The organism is Streptococcus sp. 3613 (assembly GCF_013277375.1).
Taxonomy (GTDB): domain Bacteria; phylum Bacillota; class Bacilli; order Lactobacillales; family Streptococcaceae; genus Streptococcus; species Streptococcus pseudopneumoniae.
Window position 1 is genome coordinate 13,195 of record NZ_VMMV01000036.1, and the last position, 18,211, is coordinate 31,405.

Below are 18,211 nucleotides of genomic sequence, written 5' to 3' on the forward strand. Positions count from 1 at the left end.
TCTTACACAAACTTATCTACAATTAGATTTTATTTGACATGTTTTGCCAATTCTTCTTGGGCTTTTTTATTGGATTCTTCTTTTTCTTTCAACCATTTTTCTCTGGCTTTTGCATATTCGTCTGTTGTGACAATCTTATCTTGTACTTTGAGGTATTTATATGATTCAACCCCTTTTGTACCGGTTAAACCATAGGCACCAGCAAATGGTACGGTTCTTCTCAATGATGGTGTTCCCCCACGCGAAACACTTGGAAGAACTAAAGAACTATCAATCAACCAAGCTTGAATATCAGCATATTTCTCATAACGTTTGGCTGGATCTTGCTCTTTATTAGCTTCTTCCAACATTTGAGTATAGACATCCAGTCCAACTGCCTTAGCCTTGTCATTGGCCTCACCAGGCTCTAGTCCAAGATTTTGCAGAAATCCTCCACTATTAGTATTAAAAATATCGAGATAGGTTGACGGGTCTTGATAATCAGGTCCCCAACCGCCATGATATAAATCATAATCTTTCTGAGCAGCTGTTTGAGCAAAGTAGCCTGAACTGTCAAACTCATCTGATGTTAATTGCTGAATGTCAATCACTACATTATCAGAACCTAAAACAGATTCAATTGATTGTTTGATAGAACTAACTCCTTGTATGCCCACTTTATCTGTTACTTCCACAGTCTTATCCAAGTGGATTGGGAATTGAACACCCTTTGCTTCGAGTTCTTTCTTAGCTTCCGCAAACTTAGCCTTGGCTTTCTCAGGATTGTAGTAAGGGTCTTGACCATCCGCAAAGTTGATACCTTGCCATTCCTTACCATAGTTGACCATCTTAGAGGCTACAACTTCACCAAAGTCTTTTCCCTTGATACTGACAAAGTTTGGAGGAACCACTAGGTTACGCAAAATCTTTGTTGCACCTTCTTTCCCTTCAGACTGAGCCCCATAAGATGTTCTGTCAAAAGCAAAATTGATAGCCTGACGGAAGTTTTTATTGAGAACTGCTTCCTGAGTCGATTTCTTTTCAATGTCACTTGTTTTAGAAGTATAATTGTAAGACTTCCTATCTAGGTTAAAATTAAAGAAATATGAAGTTGAATTTTGCATACTATAGATGATATTGTTTTTGTATTTTTCTTTAATCCCTTCATAGCTGGAGCTGTTAGGAAAAAGACGAGCCGTAGTATAAGCACCAGCTGTAAAATTACGTTCCAGTGATTCTTGGTCGCTACCATCATAGTAGGTCAATTTCACATCGTCTACAAAGACATTCTTAGCATCCCAGTAATTAGGGTTTTTCTTATATTCAATAGCAGATTTTGAGACAAGTGCTTTCATCAAGAAAGGTCCATTGTACAAAATACTAGATGGATCCGCCTTCCCAAAATCATCCCCTTTTGATTTCAAGAAATCTGCATTAACAGGAAAAAGTATCGTTGCGAGTGTTTTTGAATTCCAGTAAAGTTCTGGTTTAACCAAAGTATATTGAACCGTTTGGTCATCAAGTGCCTTGACACCAACAGTTGAAAAGTCGCTTGTTTTACCAGTGATATAGTCATCCAAACCAGCAACAGAGTCCTGCACTAGATACAAGGCTTCTGATTTTTTATCAGCTGCATATTGCAAACCTGTCACAAAATCCTGGGCAGTTACAGGCGCATATTCTTCTCCCTCAGAAGTAAACCACTTGGCATCCTTGCGAAGTTTGTAGGTATAGGTCAAACCGTCCTGAGAAACAGTCCAATCCTCTGCTAATGATGGAATAATATTCCCATATTGGTCATTTTCTAATAACCCGTCTACCAAATTTGCAACAATATCGGATGTTGCTGCGCGGTTCTCTGCTAGATAGTTCAAGCTAGATGGGTCACTTGAATAAACATAGTTGTATGTTTTTGTCGCCGTGCTAGAATTTCCGCACGCGCTCAATAAAACTCCTGTACCCAGGACAAGACCTGCCAAGGTTAGATATTTGCTCTTAGACTTTTTCATTTCCAGAACCTCCTGCTTTAAAGATTTGTTTTATTATACAACGTTTAGTTTGTTTAGTCAATGATTTTGTCCAAAAAAATCGAAAAAGGCCTCATCTTCTACTCTTAAAAGATAATTTTAGCTGTTTTGACGCTAAAAAAAAGAATAAGTTTCAAGTTCTCCTAAAAGATTGTTCAACTTATTCCTTTTATTTATAAATGCTATCTTAAGAAAACTTAAATTTTGCTCGCAACTGGGCAGCTTTGGCCTGTCCAATAACCTTATCTAAGAGACGAGTATAGAGACTCATGAATCCGTAGAGTCCACCCCCCATGGCACCGACAAGAGCTACATAAAAGAAGCTCCACAAACGTCCACTTGGTTGGAAGAAAAATTCTAACAGCCACTGGATGGTTCCTATTAACAGAAACATGACTAGGGTCAGCAAACTGATTAAAATGATTCGCTTCACAATCACCTTGCGCTTAACACCCGTTACTTTACAAATATCCCGATACATCAAGACGTTAGGAATGATAAGAGCGATGGTTGTTGAAATCAAGGGACCATAACTGTGGAAAAGGGCGATGGTAGGCAGTTGCAAGACCAGCTTGGCAATAGAACCATAGATAAAATAGAGAACGGCCTTACGGTTGCGGAACATAGCCTGAAGCATTGGAGACAAGACCATGTACAAGCCTAAAATAATAGACTGCAAAACTGCAAAGACAAACAAGCCCATGGCCAAACTATCTGGCTTGCCATAAAAGACTGTATAAAGAGGTTCTCCTACCATGACCACTCCAACCGTTGCTGGTAGCAGAAACATAAAGAGTAGGGTGAGACTGTCCTGAACGAGACGAGAAGCTGCCTTCAAGTCTCCCTTGATATAGTTTTCAGTCAAAAGTGGCAAGCCTACACTCCCAATAGAAACCCCAACAGAAATCAAAATCATCGTGATTTTATTAGGATTGGCTGAGAAATAAGAAAACATGATAACCAAGTCCTCATTGCTGTAGTTGGTAAACCAGCTCATACTATTGATAAAGGTCAGCTGGTCCAAAATCTGGAAGAGCTGGATGGCAGACCCTGTCAAGATAAAAGGAATGGCTTCCTTAATGGTATCGATCAAAAGATGCTTGCTGTTAATCTTATCTCCTGTTTCAAGGACTCTTTTGAGTAAGCCTTCTTGAGCAAGGAAATAAATCAAAACTGCAAAACTAGCTACCATGCCGACAAAGGCAGCAAAGGTGGATTGGGTAACCGCTACTAGGTAATCTCCTGAACCAAGTTTCATAATGATAAAGGTTGCTAGGAGCATCCAGATAACACGAATGACCTGCTCAGCAATTTGGCTCATGGCATAAGGTTTGAGATTATTCATCCCTTGGAAAAATCCTCGGATAACACTCATAGACGGGAAAATCAAGACTCCCCAAGCCAAGCTTTGCATGATTGGGATCAAGTCTTTGCCCACGCCAGACAAGTCTGCTAGCCAAGGAGCAAAGAGATACAAAACTAAAGCAAAAACCAGGCCTAGTCCTGTCATAAAGCCTAAAAAGCTCCGAATCAGGGCAAAGCTATGCTCCTCTTCTCTCATGGTATTGTACTTGGCAACTTGCTTGGCCACTGCAACCGGAATACCTGCTGTTGAAACCAGCAAGAACCAAGCATAGATATTGTAACCCATGGTAAAGAGACCATTGGCCGTAGCCGCATAAGACCCCATCCAGATGTACCAAGGGATAATATAGATGGCCCCAAGCAGGCGACTGATAAAGTTACTAGCCGTTAGCCAAGCAGTCCCCCGTAACATCTGGGCCTGCTGGTGATTGTTTTCGTGCGACATAGATTCCTCATTCAATTTTGATAACTAGGAAACACTCCTTATCTTCCATTATAAACTTTTCCTTGTTACTTGTAAATTTGCGACTTTCGGTTTACAATAGAAAGTATGATAAAGATTGAAACCATATTAGATATTTTAAAGAAAGATGGTCTCTTCCGTGAGATTATCGACCAAGGACATTATCACTACAACTACAGCGAAGTTGTTTTTGATAGTATCTGTTATGACAGCCGCAAGGCCAAAGAAAAGAGCCTCTTTTTCGTCAAGGGTGCTGCCTTTAAGAAGGTATTTCTGCTTTCTGCCATCTCTCAAGGACTCGGTTGGTATGTTGCTGAAAAGGACTATGAGGTTGGTATTCCTGCCATTATCGTCAGCGATATCAAGAAAGCTATGAGTCTGATTGCTATGGAATTTTATGGAAATCCACAGGAAAAACTCAAACTCCTTGCCTTTACTGGAACCAAGGGTAAGACAACAGCAGCTTACTTTGCTTACAACATCCTATCTCAACGCCACCCAACCGCCCTCTTGTCAACCATGAATACGACTTTAGATGGCAAGACTTTCTTTAAGTCTGCATTGACAACTCCTGAGAGTATTGACCTCTTTGATATGATGCATCAAGCTGTACAAAATGACCGTACCCACCTCATCATGGAAGTCTCCAGTCAAGCCTATCTGGTCAAACGTGTCTATGGTCTAACCTTTGATGTGGGAGTTTTCCTCAATATCAGCCCAGACCATATCGGCCCGATTGAACACCCTAGCTTTGAAGACTACTTCTACCACAAACGTCTCTTGATGGAAAATAGCCGAGCAGTCATCGTTAACAGTGACATGGACCACTTTTCTGTCTTGAAAGAACAAGTGGAAAATCAAGACCATGATTTCTATGGTAGCCAATCAAATAATCAAATCGAGAATTCCAAAGCCTTTAGCTTTTCAGCTACGGGTAAACTCGCTGGTGATTATGATATCCAACTCATTGGCAACTTCAACCAAGAAAATGCAGTTGCTGCTGGACTTGCTTGTCTCCGTCTCGGAGCAAGTCTTGAGGACATCAAAAAAGGCATCGCTGCAACCCGCGTTCCTGGTCGTATGGAAGTCCTCACCCAGAAAAATGGCGCCAAGGTCTTCATCGACTACGCCCACAATGGGGATAGTCTGAAAAAACTCATCAATGTGGTTGAAACTCATCAAACTGGAAAGATTGCTTTGGTTCTGGGTTCAACAGGAAACAAGGGAGAAAGTCGTCGTAAGAACTTTGGCCTCCTCCTCAATCAACATCCTGAGATTCAAGTCTTTTTGACTGCTGATGACCCCAACTATGAAGACCCAATGGCCATTGCAGATGAAATCAGTAGCTACATCAATCATCCTGTTGAAAAAATTGCGGATCGCCAAGAGGCCATCAAGGCAGCTATGGCTATCACAAATCACGAATTAGATGCAGTTATTATTGCTGGTAAGGGAGCTGATTGCTACCAAATCGTCCAAGGAAAAAAAGAAGCCTATCCTGGAGATGCAGTCGTAGCAGAAAATTATTTATAAGGATTGTAAAAAAAATCAAGGGAAAATGAAACCCTTGATTTTTTCCTATTCTTTAGTAAAAACGTTTTTCAAACCTTCAACGGCACCTTCTACAGCACCTTTAGCATCTTCAACTACTTCTTTTGCCTTAGCAACTGTTTTTTCAACAGCTCCTTCAAGTTCTGTCTTGCTGTCTCCAGTAACTTTACCAAAACCTTCTTTGACAGCGCCTGTTGCTTGTTCCAATTTGTTTTCAAGTGACATATGATTGTCTCCTTTAGTTTTATTCCGATATGTGTTATCGGTTACATTAGTATAAACTTATCGATAGATAAAGTCAAACAATGTGCTCAGAAAAAGCAATCACACTAAATAGAAAGTTAATCTCTCCTTGTCAAAATCGACAGCCAACTCATACTTTCCATCTTCATTTTGGACTATATAACCCAGGACAACTAAACTGTCCACAAAGATATCACGGCGTTTCTGCATCAGTTGATCTTTTTTGAGAAATTTTAGCAAAAAAGTTGTCATGTATTTGAGGGCATACTCAGGATTAACATCTCCTAAAATGTCATAAAGTTCCTGCTGTTTTTCTGTCAAAGGATACTGATGTTTGACCTTGTAGAAATAATTGGACAGGGTCATTTTTGATCTTGCAAAGTCCGTCTTTTCAACTAAAATAGCTGCATTGGTTTGATTGCATAATTCCGTCTCAAAACGCTGCTCCAACAAGGCTTGATAGACCGGACTAGCTTCTCTGACAAAAATCTCTTGATCCAGTTCAAGACTATCAAGTGATTCAAGCATAGGAAGATTGAGGTAATAACGCTTATTTTCCCGTAGAATCAAGCCTGCCTTTATATACTCTTCCATGAGTTTGTCAACTGCTACATCTGGAAACTTGGCCTTAATTTCCCGTAAAATCACATCATCATGCTGGTCCAGATAGCGGATCAATTCTCCAAAAAATGGCTGTCTCGTCAAACGAGATGGATTAAAAATCTGAATCATGAAGATTCCTTTCTTTACATTCTAACAGAGGCGATGCTGCCAACTGACTAGGATTGGTACCAGCTTGGTTCAGAGGAACAGGCAGACCTAGTTCTCTGTAATACTCTCTCCAAAAGTCACTAATCTCCTGCTCCCCATCCCTAAATTTCATGGGAATAGTTTCAAAAATGGGGAGAATTTCTACCATGTACTGGGAACAGTAAAAACCAGCTCCATCTGGATAGAAAGAAGCATTGTAGGGAGCCCCTAGATGTTTGCAAGCTTTTTCCTTCACCGACTGGATATCCATTTCTGGGTAAACATAGAGGTCGTACAAGTGATTGGGCTCAAAGAAGTCTGCAGGTTCTTGACAGACAACACCAGCCTGTCCACTAGCGTGGTAAATCATCCCATCCAAATAAATGACAACATGGTTATAGTTGCCTGTGGAAGTCTGGATGGCCTGTCCCATATCTGACTCATCTCTCACAAAAATCAAATCGCCATTTGCTAACATGCTTCACTCCTAGAAAAAAAGGAGCCGAAACTCCTTTCGATATAAGGCAAACTAGACTTTCCGATTTTGAACTGACACCTAAAATCTTACGCATTAAAGCTTTCAGTCAATTGAGGTACAACTTGTTTCTTACGTGAAACGGCACCAGCAAGGAAGGCATGATTGTTTTCAAGTTTGAAGTTGAAGGCTGCTTCAACCTTATCCATGTTAGCACCAAGTGCTAGGATTTCTGAGTTTGAGTTGACTATATCTGTAATCATCAAGACAAAGTCAGAGTAACCGTTTGCTTCGTTAGCAGCTTGCATTGCAGCTTCAATTTCTGCTTGGCGTTCCAATACTTCAGCGATGTCCACTGTGTTTACTTGGGCAACACGGACATTATTTCCGTTCAATTCAAAAGTCTTAGCATCGATGTCAATCAATTCGTCAGCAGATTTGCTAGCCAAGTTTGTACCAGCTTTCAGCATAGCCAAGCCATACTCTTCCAAGTTTACACCAGCCAATTCAGCCAATTCAGGAGCAATAATCTTATCTGTTGGATGTGTTGTTGGTGATTTCAAAAGAAGGGTATCTGAAATCAAACCTGAAAGCATCAAACCAGCAATCTCTTTAGGCACAGCTACACCATGTTCTTTGAACATACGATAAACGATTGAAGACGCTGAACCAACTGGCTCCAAACGCATGTAAAGTGGGCTTGCAGTTTCAAAATTAGCCACACGGTGGTGGTCCACCACACCATAAACTTCTACTTCAGCGATATCTGATACAGATTGTTGGAATTCATTGTGGTCAGTCAAGATAACTTGCTCTGCTCCTTCTGCTTTGGCAGAAGTAATAACACGCGGTGCTTCTACACCAAAATAGTTCAAGACAAAGGCTGTTTCTTCATTTGGAGTTCCAAGAGCAACAGCTTCCGTATCCAAACCGTAAGCTTCTTTTGCAAGGTAGGCAAAGGCTACAGACGACCCGATGGCATCTGAGTCTGGATTTTGGTGACCAAATACTAGAATCTTATACATGATAATACCTCATTTTGTTTATTCTCTTTATTGTAGCATTTTTTTCGCTTTTTGACAAAAGTAAGAGGAGTCAAAGGGCTCCTCACAATTCTTCAAAATAACTGAGTAAATTTCTATCTTGATTTTCAGATAAAAATTGCTCCTTCTGTGGTCGTTTCTTACGCTTGAGAAGGGCTTCTGCCGACATGGCTTCTTCCTTACTGGCAAAACCTTGAGCATAGATGAGTTTGACTGGCAAGCGTGCTCGTGTGTATTTGGCTCCCTTCCCACTATTATGGACAGCGAGGCGTCTCTTCACATCAGTCGTATAGCCTGTATAGTAGGATCCGTCACGGCACTCCAGCACATACATATAAGCCTTATAATCCATAATAAATCTCTTCGAGTTCCGGCGTATAAGAGCCATCATCATTGTGAACAATGAGAGGTGGTAAGACCTTAAAGCCACTTGTTGAACCATCCTTGATAGCTTCAATCAAGAGCATATTGGCTTCCTTTTCCTTTTTTGGATAGACAAATTGCAGACGCTTAGGGGCTAGATTATGCCGTTGTAACGTATCCAAAATATCCAGAAGTCGATCAGGACGATGAACCATGGCCAAACGCCCATTAGATTTGAGAATACTCTGGGCACTACGACAGATTTCCTGCAAATTGGTCGTGATTTCATGTCGCGCCAAGAGATAATGTTCACTCTCGTTCAGGTTTGAATGAGGATCCACCTTGAAATAGGGCGGATTACACAAAATCATATCCACCTTACTTCCCTGGATATAAGCAGGCATATTTTTCAAATCATCACAGATGACCTCCATCTGCTCTTCCAAACCATTCAAACGGACAGAGCGCTCAGCCATATCCGCCAAACGCTCCTGAATCTCAACAGCCAAAATCTGTGCCTGAGTACGAGTGCTAGCAAATAGCCCCACTGCTCCATTCCCAGCGCAGAAATCCACTATCAAGCCCTTTTTAGGAAAACGTGGAAAGCGTGACAAGAGAACACTATCCACCGAATAGCTAAAAACCTCTCTATTTTGAATAATTTTGATATCTGTTGAGAAGAGCTGGTTAATTCGCTCCCCTGATTTTAATAATTGTTCTTCTTCCATGGTTCTATTATAGCAGATTTATATTAACATTACAAAAAATATAAAATTCTAAACTACTTCTTCTTTTTTAAATAGTGCAAGGCTTCTCTAGTCCAAATTGGCATCATTCGTTTAAGAGGCGCAAAGCCGTAGTTAAAACGGTCGCTTGAAAAGCGTCTCCGTCTCGGAAACTGGTGCTTTTCTTCCTCCAAAGTGCGGATAGAAAGACTTGCTTTCCCTGTAAATTCATCTAAATCCACTACTTGAACTTGAACCTCTTCATCAACTTTCAAGGCTTCATGGATATTTTCAATAAAGCCTGTCCGAATCTCTGAAATATGAATCAGCCCCGTATCACCTGTCTCTAGCTCAACAAAGGCACCGTAGGGCTGAATCCCTGTAATACGACCCTTTAGCTTATCACCGATTTTCATCTTAGTCCTCGATTTCAATTGTTTCAATCACAACATCTTCAACTGGCTTGTCCATCGCCCCCGTCTCAACAGCAGCAATGGCATCCAAGACTGCGTAAGATGCTTCATCAGCTAACTGACCAAAAACCGTGTGACGGCGGTCTAGGTGAGGAGTTCCTCCTTGGTTGGCATAGATTTCCGCAATCGGTTCTGGCCAACCACCACGAACAATTTCTTTCTTAGAATAAGGCAAATGTTGATTTTGCACGATAAAGAACTGACTGCCGTTGGTATTTGGACCAGCATTGGCCATGGAAAGAGCACCACGGATATTGTAAAGTCCTTCTGAGAATTCATCCTCAAATGATTCGCCGTAGATTGACTCGCCACCCATACCAGTTCCAGTTGGGTCTCCACCTTGAATCATAAAGTCCTTGATAATACGGTGGAAAATGACACCATCATAGTAGCCATCTTTTGAAAGTGCAACAAAGTTAGCCACTGTTTTAGGAGCATGTTCAGGGAAGAGCTTGATACGCAAGTCTCCGTGATTGGTCTTAATGGTCGCAAGAGGACCTTCTACTGTTTCAATGTCTACTTGTGGGAAATGCAATTCTTTTTCTACCATACCAAATCCTTCTAAGGCATCAAAAATGCCATCTTCTTCTAGTGTTTTTGTTATATAATCTGCTTTTTCTTTGATGTTATCATGAGAAATTCCCATTGCAACGCTGATTCCAACATAATCAAAGAGTTCCAAGTCATTCAGCCCATCTCCAAAAACCATAACGTTGTCTGGTTTCAAGCCAAGGTGTTCCACAACCTTTTCCACACCCGTCGCTTTGGAGCCTGAAATCGGAACAATATCAGACGAATGTTGGTGCCAACGAACCATGCGAAGTTTATCTGAGAGACTGTCAGGCAAGTGTAAGTCATCGCCCTTATCTTCAAAAGTCCACATCTGATAGATGTCTTCTTTCTCATGGAAATCTGGATCCACATCTAAATCAGGATAAATTGGATTGATAGCCTCACTAATCATATCGGTGCGAGTCGACAACTTGGCATCATGACTCCCAACCAAACCATACTCAATTCCCTCTTGCTTAGCCCAAGAGATATACTCCTCAACATCAGACTTCTCAATCTGATGTTGATAAATGACCTGACCTTTTTTATCTTCAATATAGGCACCATTTAAGGTTACAAAAAAGTCAGGCTTGAGTTCACGAATTTCTGGCACGACACCAAAAATCCCTCGTCCAGAAGCAATACCTGTCAAAATTCCTTTCTCACGTAATTGCTTAAAAACAGCTGGGATTGAAGCCGGAATAAAACCTGTCTTTGAATTCCGCAATGTATCATCAATATCAAAAAAGACGATTTTAATCTTCTTTGCCTTGTATCTTAATTTCGCATCCATCTCACTACCTCTTTCAATCTAACTCTTTCCATTATACCATAAAGTAGCTAAATCCCCTATTTTCAAAGAAATTCGCTATCTCTTATTCGAACTTCTTGGATAAGTACAGAACTAAATCATCATTATTTTGAATAGTAGCATTCATTTCCAAGGGTTGATTTCGATACCAGACACCTGTCCCATCTGGAATGTAGCCCCGTCTGATATACAATCTCTGGGCAGGGCCATAGCCTAAGTGCAAACCTACACCAAGAGTGACCTTACTCGAAACAAACTTGACTCGTTTTTCTGCTTCTTCTAGCAATTGATTCCCAATCCCTTGATTTCTAAAAGGCTCAAACACATTAAAATCTGATAATTCTGGATAGACTTCTGCAAAAGGACCATGTTTAGCCAAAGGTAAAATGGTAACGTAGCCCGCTACAGCACCATCAATCTCTGCAACTAAGACTTCTCTCTCCCCACTTTCCTGTTCCAGAAAATATCTAGCCAAAATTTCCTCTCTACCAGGCCAACCTTGATTCATAAAGCCATGAGATAAGGATTCAATATCAGACTTAATCATATTTCTAATCGTACAATTCATCTTTGACTTACCCACCTTTACTCTTTCTATTACTATTATAGCACGCCAAGGTCAGAAAAAAACTATCTCGTGAAAAAAGACCCGTCGGGGTCTTAATTCGCATTCTTGTTTCCAAGCTCATGAAAAAGAGGTCCACTGGACCTCAACTCGCTCTCTCATTTCAAAGCTCGTGAAAAAAAGACCCGTCGGGGTCTTAATTCGCTTTCTTGTTTTCAAGCTCATGAAAAAGAGGTCCACTGAACCTAACTCGCTCTTTCATTTCAAGGCTCGTGAAAAAAGACCCGTCGGGGTCTTAATTCGCTTTCTTGTTTTCAAGCTCATGAAAAAGAGGTCCACTGAACCTAACTCGCTCTCTCATGTCAAAACTTGTGAAAAAAGACCCAACCGGGTCTGAAAAAGAGGTCCACTGAACCTCAACTCGCTCTCTCATTTCAAGGCTCGTGAAAAAAAGACCCAACCGGGTCTTTTCTTTAATCTTCGTTTACGAAAGGCATCAAAGCCATTACGCGAGCGCGTTTGATAGCTGTTGTTACTTTACGTTGGTTTTTAGCTGAAGTTCCTGTTACACGACGAGGAAGGATTTTCCCACGTTCTGAAACGAAACGGCTAAGAAGCTCAGTATCTTTGTAATCAACATATTCAATTTTGTTTGCTGCGATGTAATCAACTTTTTTACGGCGTTTGAATCCGCCACGACGTTGTTGAGCCATGTTTTTTCTCCTTTATAATTTTAGTTGTCCATTAGAATGGTAAATCATCATCTGAAATATCCAATGGGTTTGTTGCTCCAAATGGATTTTCATCACGTGAAAAGTCTGGTACTGAATTTGTAGGCGCTGAATAGTTTGCAGTTGGTGCAGAATAAGCTCCACCTGTGTGACCCTCACGCACACTACGGCTTTCCAACATTTGGAAATTCTCAGCCACGACCTCTGTCACGTAGACACGTTGTCCTTGCTGGTTATCGTAACTACGAGTCTGGATACGACCTGTCACCCCGATAAGTGAGCCTTTTTTAGCCCAGTTAGCAAGGTTTTCAGCCTGTTGGCGCCACATAACGACATTGATAAAATCAGCCTCACGTTCGCCATTTTGACTCTTAAATGTACGGTTTACTGCAAGAGTAAAAGTCGCAACTGCTACATTTGATGGGGTATAACGCAACTCAGCGTCACGTGTCATACGCCCTACAAGTACAACATTGTTAATCATAGTTTACCTTCTTACGCGTCAATTTTGACGATCATGTGACGAAGAATGTCAGCGTTGATTTTTGAAAGACGGTCAAACTCTTTAAGAGCTGCATCGTCGTTTGCTTCAACGTTAACGATGTGGTAAAGTCCTTCACGGAAATCTTGGATTTCGTATGCAAGACGACGTTTTTCCCAAGTTTTTGATTCAACAACAGTTGCACCGTTGTCAGTCAAAATAGAGTCAAAACGTGCTACCAAAGCGTTTTTAGCTTCTTCTTCAATGTTTGGACGAATGATATAAAGAATTTCGTATTTAGCCATTGATATGTTCCTCCTTTTGGTCTAATGACCCCAAGACTTTGCAAGGGGTAAGTGAGGTTCGCTCACAATAAACTATTATACTAGAAAAAATTTTTTTACGCAAGTAAAAACTCTGGAATTCGAAAAAAACGCCACATGGGCGTTTTCCTGTTCTTATGGTTTAATACGGTGTAACATACGTGGGAATGGAATGGCTTCACGGATATGTTTTGTTCCTGCTGCGAAGGTTACCATACGCTCGATACCGATACCAAATCCACCGTGTGGAACTGTACCGTATTTACGAAGGTCAAGGTAGAATTCATACTCTGTACGGTCCATGCCAAGTTCATCCATCTTAGCGACAAGGGAATCATAGTCTTCCTCACGCATAGAACCACCGATGATTTCTCCGTAACCTTCTGGAGCAAGCAAGTCTGCACAAAGCACGCGCTCTGGATTTCCAGGAACTGGTTTCATATAGAAGGCCTTGATGGCTGCTGGGTAGTTCGTGACAAAAGTTGGCACACCAAAGTGGTTTGAAATCCAAGTTTCATGTGGTGAACCAAAGTCATCACCATGCTCAAGATGTTCGTAGTCAGCGTCTTCATCATTCTCATGTTCTTGCAAGAGGTCAATGGCTTGATCGTAAGTGATACGTTTGAATGGCTCTGCAATGTAGCGTTTCAAGAGCTCTGTATCACGTTCCAAGGTTTCCAAGGCTTGAGGCGCACGGTCAAGAACACCTTGTAGAAGAGCTTTCACATAAGCTTCTTGCAAGTCAAGCGACTCATCATGTGTCAAGTATGAGTACTCTGCATCCATCATCCAGAACTCGGTCAAGTGACGGCGCGTTTTTGATTTTTCAGCACGGAAAACTGGACCAAAGTCAAAGACACGACCAAGAGCCATAGCACCTGCTTCTAGGTAAAGCTGACCTGATTGGCTCAAGTAGGCTGGCGTTCCGAAGTAGTCCGTTTCAAAGAGTTCTGTTGAATCTTCTGCCGCATTTCCTGAAAGAATTGGGCTGTCAAATTTCATGAAACCGTTCTTGTCAAAGAACTCATAAGTTGCATGGATAATAGCGTTACGGATTTGCATCACGGCCACCTGCTTACGAGAACGGAGCCACAAGTGACGGTTGTCCATCAAAAAGTCTGTACCGTGTTCTTTTGGTGTGATTGGGTAGTCTTGAGATTCACCGATCACTTCGATGTCTGTGATGTCCAACTCATAGCCAAATTTAGAACGTTCGTCCTCTTTGACAATACCTGTCACATAAACAGACGTTTCTTGGCTCAAGCGTTTGATGACATCAAACTTCTCAAGTCCTACTTCTTCACCAAATTTTTCGACAAAGTTTGGTTTAAAAGCCACACCTTGGAAGAAGGCTGTTCCATCACGCAATTGCAAGAAGGCAATTTTCCCTTTTCCTGATTTGTTGGCAACCCAAGCGCCAATCGTCACTTCCTGACCAACATAGTCTTTTACATCAATAATCGTTACACGTTTTGTCATTATTTTTCCTTTTTCTTTTTTATTCTTTATGGCAAACCACTTCTATATTGTTCCCATCTGGGTCAATCACAAAAGCAGCGTAGTAAATCGGATGCTCACTGCGATAATCAGGAGCCCCATTGTCTCGCCCACCTGCCTCTAAACCAGCCTCATAACAAGCCTGAACTTCTTCCTTATTTTCTGCTAAAAAAGCAAAGTGAATAGGATCTTGTGTCCCCTGAGCCAGCCAAAAATCACCACCAGGATGAGGGCTGTTCGGGGCAAGAAAACTGATTAGAGAACTAGTCTTAAAAGCCAATTTATAGCCCAAAGGAGCGAGAAAACTCTTATAAAATCCTTCTGAAATTTGTAAATCCTTTACCTTAATCTCAAAATGATCAATCATTCTCACTACCCATAAATGCTTTCAAGCGTTTAACTGCTTCTTTAAGCGTGTCTAGGTCTGTCGCATAGCTGAGGCGGACATTTTCTGGTGCTCCGAATCCTGCTCCTGTTACCAAGGCCACTTCGGCTTCTTCTAGGATAGCGGTTGTAAAATCTGTCACATCTGTATAGCCTTTCATCTCCATAGCTTTTTTGACATTTGGGAAGAGATAGAAAGCTCCTTGCGGTTTGAGCACTTCAAATCCTGGCACCTCAGCAAGAAGGGGATAGATGGTATTGAGACGTTCCTCAAAAGCCTGACGCATGCTTTCTACAGTATCTTGCTCACCTGATAGAGCCTCAACTGCTGCATACTGGGCTACTGCTGACGGATTCGAAGTTGTTTGACCTGCAATCTTGGACATGGCAGCAATAATGTTTGCTTCTCCAACGGCATAGCCAATCCGCCAACCTGTCATGGCATAGATTTTAGACACACCATTGATGACCACTGTTTGCTTGCGAATTGCCTCAGATAGGCTAGAAATCGGTGTGAACTCATGACCATTATAGACCAAGCGCCCATAGATATCATCTGCTAGAATGAGAATATCCTTTTCTACAGCCCAGTTTCCGATTGCCAAGAGTTCCTCACGGGTGTAAATCATACCTGTCGGATTGGATGGCGAATTCAGCACCAAAACCTTGGTCTTGTCTGTGCGAGCTGCTTCTAACTGCTCTACGGTCACCTTAAAGTGATTATCTTCCTTAGCAGGAACAAAGACTGGCACACCTTCTGCCATCTTGACCTGGTCTCCATAGCTTACCCAGTAGGGGGTTGGGATGATAACTTCATCACCTGGATTGACCACAGCCATAAAGAAGGTATAGAGAGAATATTTGGCTCCAGCAGCGACTGTCACTTGATTTGGCGCTACAGAATAGCCGTAAAAGCGTTCAAAGTAAGTATTGACCGCTGCCTTGAGCTCTGGCAGGCCTGAGGTTACTGTATAAAAAGAAGCACGCCCATCTCGAATCGATGCAATGGCGGCATCTTGGATATTTTTTGGAGTAGTGAAATCTGGCTCACCCAAGGTTAGAGACAGGATATCTCTTCCCTCAGACTTGAGTGCTTTGGCACGAGCTCCAGCAGCCAAGGTCACACTTTCTTCCATTTCTAAAACACGGTTGGATAGTTTCATAGGCCCTCCTTATTGACCAATACTCCTGTTTCAAAATCTACTAGATAAAAATCAGAGCCTGACTTGACTTCCCAGATTGGTTTGTCTTGATAACGGCCAAAGGTAATCTTGTCAATCTCGCCAGCTCCTTTTTCCTTCGAAACAGCTTCTGCTTTTTCTTGTGAAACACCTTGATTTAGCTGATAAACGTAAATATTGTGGTCATCTTTTCCAATCAGGACAGCAAGTGCTTCTTGTTTTTTATTACGGCCAAGAACGCTATAATAGGATTCCAAGCCATTGTATAAGTCAACCTGATCAGCCTGCTCTAATCCTGCATACTGCTGAGCTAATTTTTCTCCTTCACTTTTAGCTGTTTGATAAGGTTTCATACTCAGAAACACTAGATACAGAAAGGAAGCACTGATAACCACAAACAAAATCGTCATCCCTAGACCATACTGCCACAGTAGATTATTTTTTGCTTTTTTTTGTCTTTTTTTCACTCGTCTATTTTACCATCTATTGGGCTTTATTACAAGTGAATGCAAGAACAATCGCACTTTATTTCTTCCTTCAAACAAAACCGATTTTGAAAGTGAAACAGTTCTTACTTTTTCAGTCACAAATGACTAGAGTTTCCGAAATTTTACAATTTTCAAATAAACTCTGAGCAAATTTCTTGCAAGTTGTTTTGCTTTGTTGTAATATATTTTATAACAACGAGAAAATTCTCGTAAATTTAAGAAAAAGGAGACACATCATGTCTAAAAAAGTATTATTTATCGTCGGATCACTACGCCAAGGTTCTTTCAACCACCAAATGGCGCTCGAAGCTGAGAAAGCACTTGCTGGTAAAGCGGAAGTTAGCTACCTTGATTATTCAGCCCTTCCTCTCTTCAGCCAAGATTTGGAAGTTCCAACTCATCCAGCTGTAGCTACTGCTCGTGAAGCGGTTCTCGCTGCGGATGCTATCTGGATCTTCTCTCCAGTCTACAACTTCTCTATCCCTGGAACAGTAAAAAACTTGCTTGACTGGCTATCTCGCGCCCTTGACTTGTCTGATACACGTGGCGCTTCTGCCCTTCAAGACAAGTTTGTCACCGTATCATCTGTAGCCAATGCCGGTCACGATCAACTTTTCGCTATTTACAAAGACCTCTTGCCATTTATCCGTACACAAATCGTTGGTGATTTCACTGCTGCACGTGTCAATGACTCTGCTTGGGCAGACGGAAAATTGGTTCTTGAAGAAACAGTCCTAAACTCACTTGAAAAACAAGCGGAAGACTTGGTCAATGCGATCAAGTAACTAACATAATAAAAGCGAACAAGACTACTTTTCTGACACTCAGAAGACTAGCTTGTTCGCTTTTTTTCTCATTTATAAACTAAAATAGCTGATGATACATATTGCCAAATACAAAATATCTGATTTCTATACTTCCTTAACAAAAACCAATTCCTGTGGCTGGGACAGATCTTCTCGGTAGGTAAATCCTGCAAAGCTTAAGCGACGAGCTTCCTCAACCGTCTGCACTTGATTTTCTATCAGGGCTGTCAGGAAGGCACCACGCGCTTTCTTGGAAATGGTTGAGTGAATCTTCAGCTGACCACCTCTATCCTCCATGAATTTGAAGGTCACCATTTTTTCTCTAATTTCCTTAGAAAATACAGTCTCAAATTCTGATGACAAGAGAGAGAAAATCACTTCTTCCTGCTTCAGAGCTTCATCATAGGCTGCCTTCCAATGGCTCTTCAAAGTCTTACCAGCGACTTTTAACTTCATCAAAAAGTCCAAACGGTGAGGAGCCATAGGTGACAAGGCTGGAACGACTCCGTACAAGGTCGAGGTAATGAAGACATGATTTTCAAGATAGGCTTGTTCTACTTCGGTCAACTTATCTCTCTTGATATGGCGGTACATGAGCCCATCAAAAAGTTTCAGAGCTGGGTAGTGTTGAGCAGTTTGCCTTTTCAAAGCTTGGATATTTTGAAATTCTTCCGCCGCCTTCTCAGCTGATACCTTATAAAAACTCTCCAATTGACTAGCAGAATAGAGGGCCAAGGCATCCAACACGGCCTGACTTTCTGGTTTTAAAGGAGTTGCCTCGATACTCGGCAAGTCTGTGTTCATTTCTTTTGCTGTTGGGATTAAAATTTTCATATTGATAGTGTAGCATATTTTTTAGCCACAACCAAGAAATTCATCTGATACTCAATGAAAATCAAAGAGCAAACTAGGAAACTAGCCGCAGGTTGCTCAAA

The 18,211-nt window shown here is 41.4% G+C and carries 21 protein-coding genes; 2 read left to right on the forward strand and 19 right to left on the reverse strand.

The annotated features are described in order from the left end of the window. Positions 1–29 precede the first annotated feature (29 nt). Entirely contained in the window at positions 30–1,988 is a 1,959-nt protein-coding gene (locus HT708_RS04250) for a peptide ABC transporter substrate-binding protein (protein WP_054393067.1), read from the reverse strand. 205 nt (positions 1,989–2,193) lie between these two features. Next, positions 2,194–3,816 (reverse strand): polysaccharide biosynthesis protein, encoded by a 1,623-nt coding sequence (locus HT708_RS04255; protein ID WP_138700380.1) that lies wholly within the window; start codon positions 3,814–3,816, stop codon positions 2,194–2,196. 105 nt (positions 3,817–3,921) lie between these two features. Here HT708_RS04255 and HT708_RS04260 point away from each other — a divergent pair, with 105 nt between their 5' ends. Then, the gene (locus HT708_RS04260; RefSeq protein ID WP_138700381.1) at positions 3,922–5,367 is read left to right on the forward strand and encodes a UDP-N-acetylmuramoyl-L-alanyl-D-glutamate--L-lysine ligase; all 1,446 of its coding nucleotides are present in this window, start codon (positions 3,922–3,924) and stop codon (positions 5,365–5,367) included. A gap of 45 nt (positions 5,368–5,412) precedes the next feature. Here the strand turns inward: HT708_RS04260 and HT708_RS04265 are convergent, their stop codons facing one another. The 16 genes from HT708_RS04265 to HT708_RS04340 all read right to left on the reverse strand — a co-directional run bounded on the left by HT708_RS04265 (position 5,413) and on the right by HT708_RS04340 (position 16,449). Continuing rightward, complete coding sequence (locus HT708_RS04265) at positions 5,413–5,610, reverse strand: CsbD family protein (protein WP_000051199.1); 198 nt, start codon at positions 5,608–5,610, stop codon at positions 5,413–5,415. Between the two features lie 99 nt (positions 5,611–5,709). Then, positions 5,710–6,360: a DUF1803 domain-containing protein gene (locus HT708_RS04270; protein WP_023937198.1), complete on the reverse strand. Its 651-nt coding sequence runs from the start codon at positions 6,358–6,360 to the stop codon at positions 5,710–5,712. Then, positions 6,344–6,856 (reverse strand): YiiX/YebB-like N1pC/P60 family cysteine hydrolase, encoded by a 513-nt coding sequence (locus HT708_RS04275; RefSeq protein ID WP_138700382.1) that lies wholly within the window; start codon positions 6,854–6,856, stop codon positions 6,344–6,346. The genes HT708_RS04270 and HT708_RS04275 overlap by 17 nt, the downstream gene beginning before the upstream one ends. Positions 6,857–6,942: 86 nt before the next feature. Beyond that, entirely contained in the window at positions 6,943–7,878 is a 936-nt protein-coding gene (locus HT708_RS04280; protein WP_023937195.1) for a manganese-dependent inorganic pyrophosphatase, read from the reverse strand. An 82-nt stretch (positions 7,879–7,960) separates the two neighbouring features. Then, positions 7,961–8,248: a GIY-YIG nuclease family protein gene (locus HT708_RS04285; RefSeq protein ID WP_050262129.1), complete on the reverse strand. Its 288-nt coding sequence runs from the start codon at positions 8,246–8,248 to the stop codon at positions 7,961–7,963. Beyond that, positions 8,238–8,987: a tRNA1(Val) (adenine(37)-N6)-methyltransferase gene (locus HT708_RS04290; protein WP_000390770.1), complete on the reverse strand. Its 750-nt coding sequence runs from the start codon at positions 8,985–8,987 to the stop codon at positions 8,238–8,240. Before HT708_RS04290 ends, HT708_RS04285 begins: the two co-directional genes overlap by 11 nt. Before the next feature lie 53 nt (positions 8,988–9,040). Continuing rightward, positions 9,041–9,400 (reverse strand): S1 RNA-binding domain-containing protein, encoded by a 360-nt coding sequence (locus HT708_RS04295; RefSeq protein WP_000689593.1) that lies wholly within the window; start codon positions 9,398–9,400, stop codon positions 9,041–9,043. 1 nt (position 9,401) lies between these two features. Continuing rightward, complete coding sequence (locus HT708_RS04300) at positions 9,402–10,802, reverse strand: bifunctional Cof-type HAD-IIB family hydrolase/peptidylprolyl isomerase (protein ID WP_100127805.1); 1,401 nt, start codon at positions 10,800–10,802, stop codon at positions 9,402–9,404. Between the two features lie 82 nt (positions 10,803–10,884). Next, a complete protein-coding gene (locus HT708_RS04305; protein WP_172926033.1) occupies positions 10,885–11,388 on the reverse strand; it encodes a GNAT family N-acetyltransferase in 504 nt (167 codons plus the stop codon). A gap of 470 nt (positions 11,389–11,858) precedes the next feature. Continuing rightward, positions 11,859–12,098, reverse strand: coding sequence for a 30S ribosomal protein S18 (gene rpsR, locus HT708_RS04310; RefSeq protein ID WP_000068664.1), 240 nt, complete (start codon positions 12,096–12,098; stop codon positions 11,859–11,861). Between the two features lie 31 nt (positions 12,099–12,129). Then, a complete protein-coding gene (gene ssbA / locus HT708_RS04315; RefSeq protein ID WP_000609606.1) occupies positions 12,130–12,600 on the reverse strand; it encodes a single-stranded DNA-binding protein SsbA in 471 nt (156 codons plus the stop codon). Between the two features lie 11 nt (positions 12,601–12,611). Then, positions 12,612–12,902 carry a 30S ribosomal protein S6 gene (rpsF, locus tag HT708_RS04320; RefSeq protein WP_001151785.1) on the reverse strand — a complete coding sequence of 97 codons (291 nt, stop codon included), beginning with the start codon at positions 12,900–12,902 and terminating at the stop codon, positions 12,612–12,614. A 153-nt stretch (positions 12,903–13,055) separates the two neighbouring features. Further along, the gene (gene asnS / locus HT708_RS04325) at positions 13,056–14,402 is read right to left on the reverse strand and encodes an asparagine--tRNA ligase (RefSeq protein ID WP_161802379.1); all 1,347 of its coding nucleotides are present in this window, start codon (positions 14,400–14,402) and stop codon (positions 13,056–13,058) included. 16 nt (positions 14,403–14,418) lie between these two features. After that, complete coding sequence (locus HT708_RS04330; protein WP_000565214.1) at positions 14,419–14,784, reverse strand: VOC family protein; 366 nt, start codon at positions 14,782–14,784, stop codon at positions 14,419–14,421. Further along, positions 14,777–15,964 (reverse strand): pyridoxal phosphate-dependent aminotransferase, encoded by a 1,188-nt coding sequence (locus HT708_RS04335; RefSeq protein ID WP_000777796.1) that lies wholly within the window; start codon positions 15,962–15,964, stop codon positions 14,777–14,779. Before HT708_RS04335 ends, HT708_RS04330 begins: the two co-directional genes overlap by 8 nt. Then, on the reverse strand, positions 15,961–16,449 hold the full coding sequence (locus HT708_RS04340) for a DUF5590 domain-containing protein (protein WP_000747177.1): 489 nt from the start codon (positions 16,447–16,449) through the stop codon (positions 15,961–15,963). The genes HT708_RS04335 and HT708_RS04340 overlap by 4 nt, the downstream gene beginning before the upstream one ends. A 257-nt stretch (positions 16,450–16,706) precedes the next feature. On the opposite strand from HT708_RS04340, the gene HT708_RS04345 reads away from it, so the two are divergent. Then, positions 16,707–17,255 (forward strand): NADPH-dependent FMN reductase, encoded by a 549-nt coding sequence (locus tag HT708_RS04345; protein WP_000039623.1) that lies wholly within the window; start codon positions 16,707–16,709, stop codon positions 17,253–17,255. Between the two features lie 126 nt (positions 17,256–17,381). Here the strand turns inward: HT708_RS04345 and yaaA are convergent, their stop codons facing one another. Continuing rightward, on the reverse strand, positions 17,382–18,110 hold the full coding sequence (gene yaaA / locus HT708_RS04350; RefSeq protein ID WP_138700385.1) for a peroxide stress protein YaaA: 729 nt from the start codon (positions 18,108–18,110) through the stop codon (positions 17,382–17,384). Between the last annotated feature and the right edge of the window lie 101 nt (positions 18,111–18,211).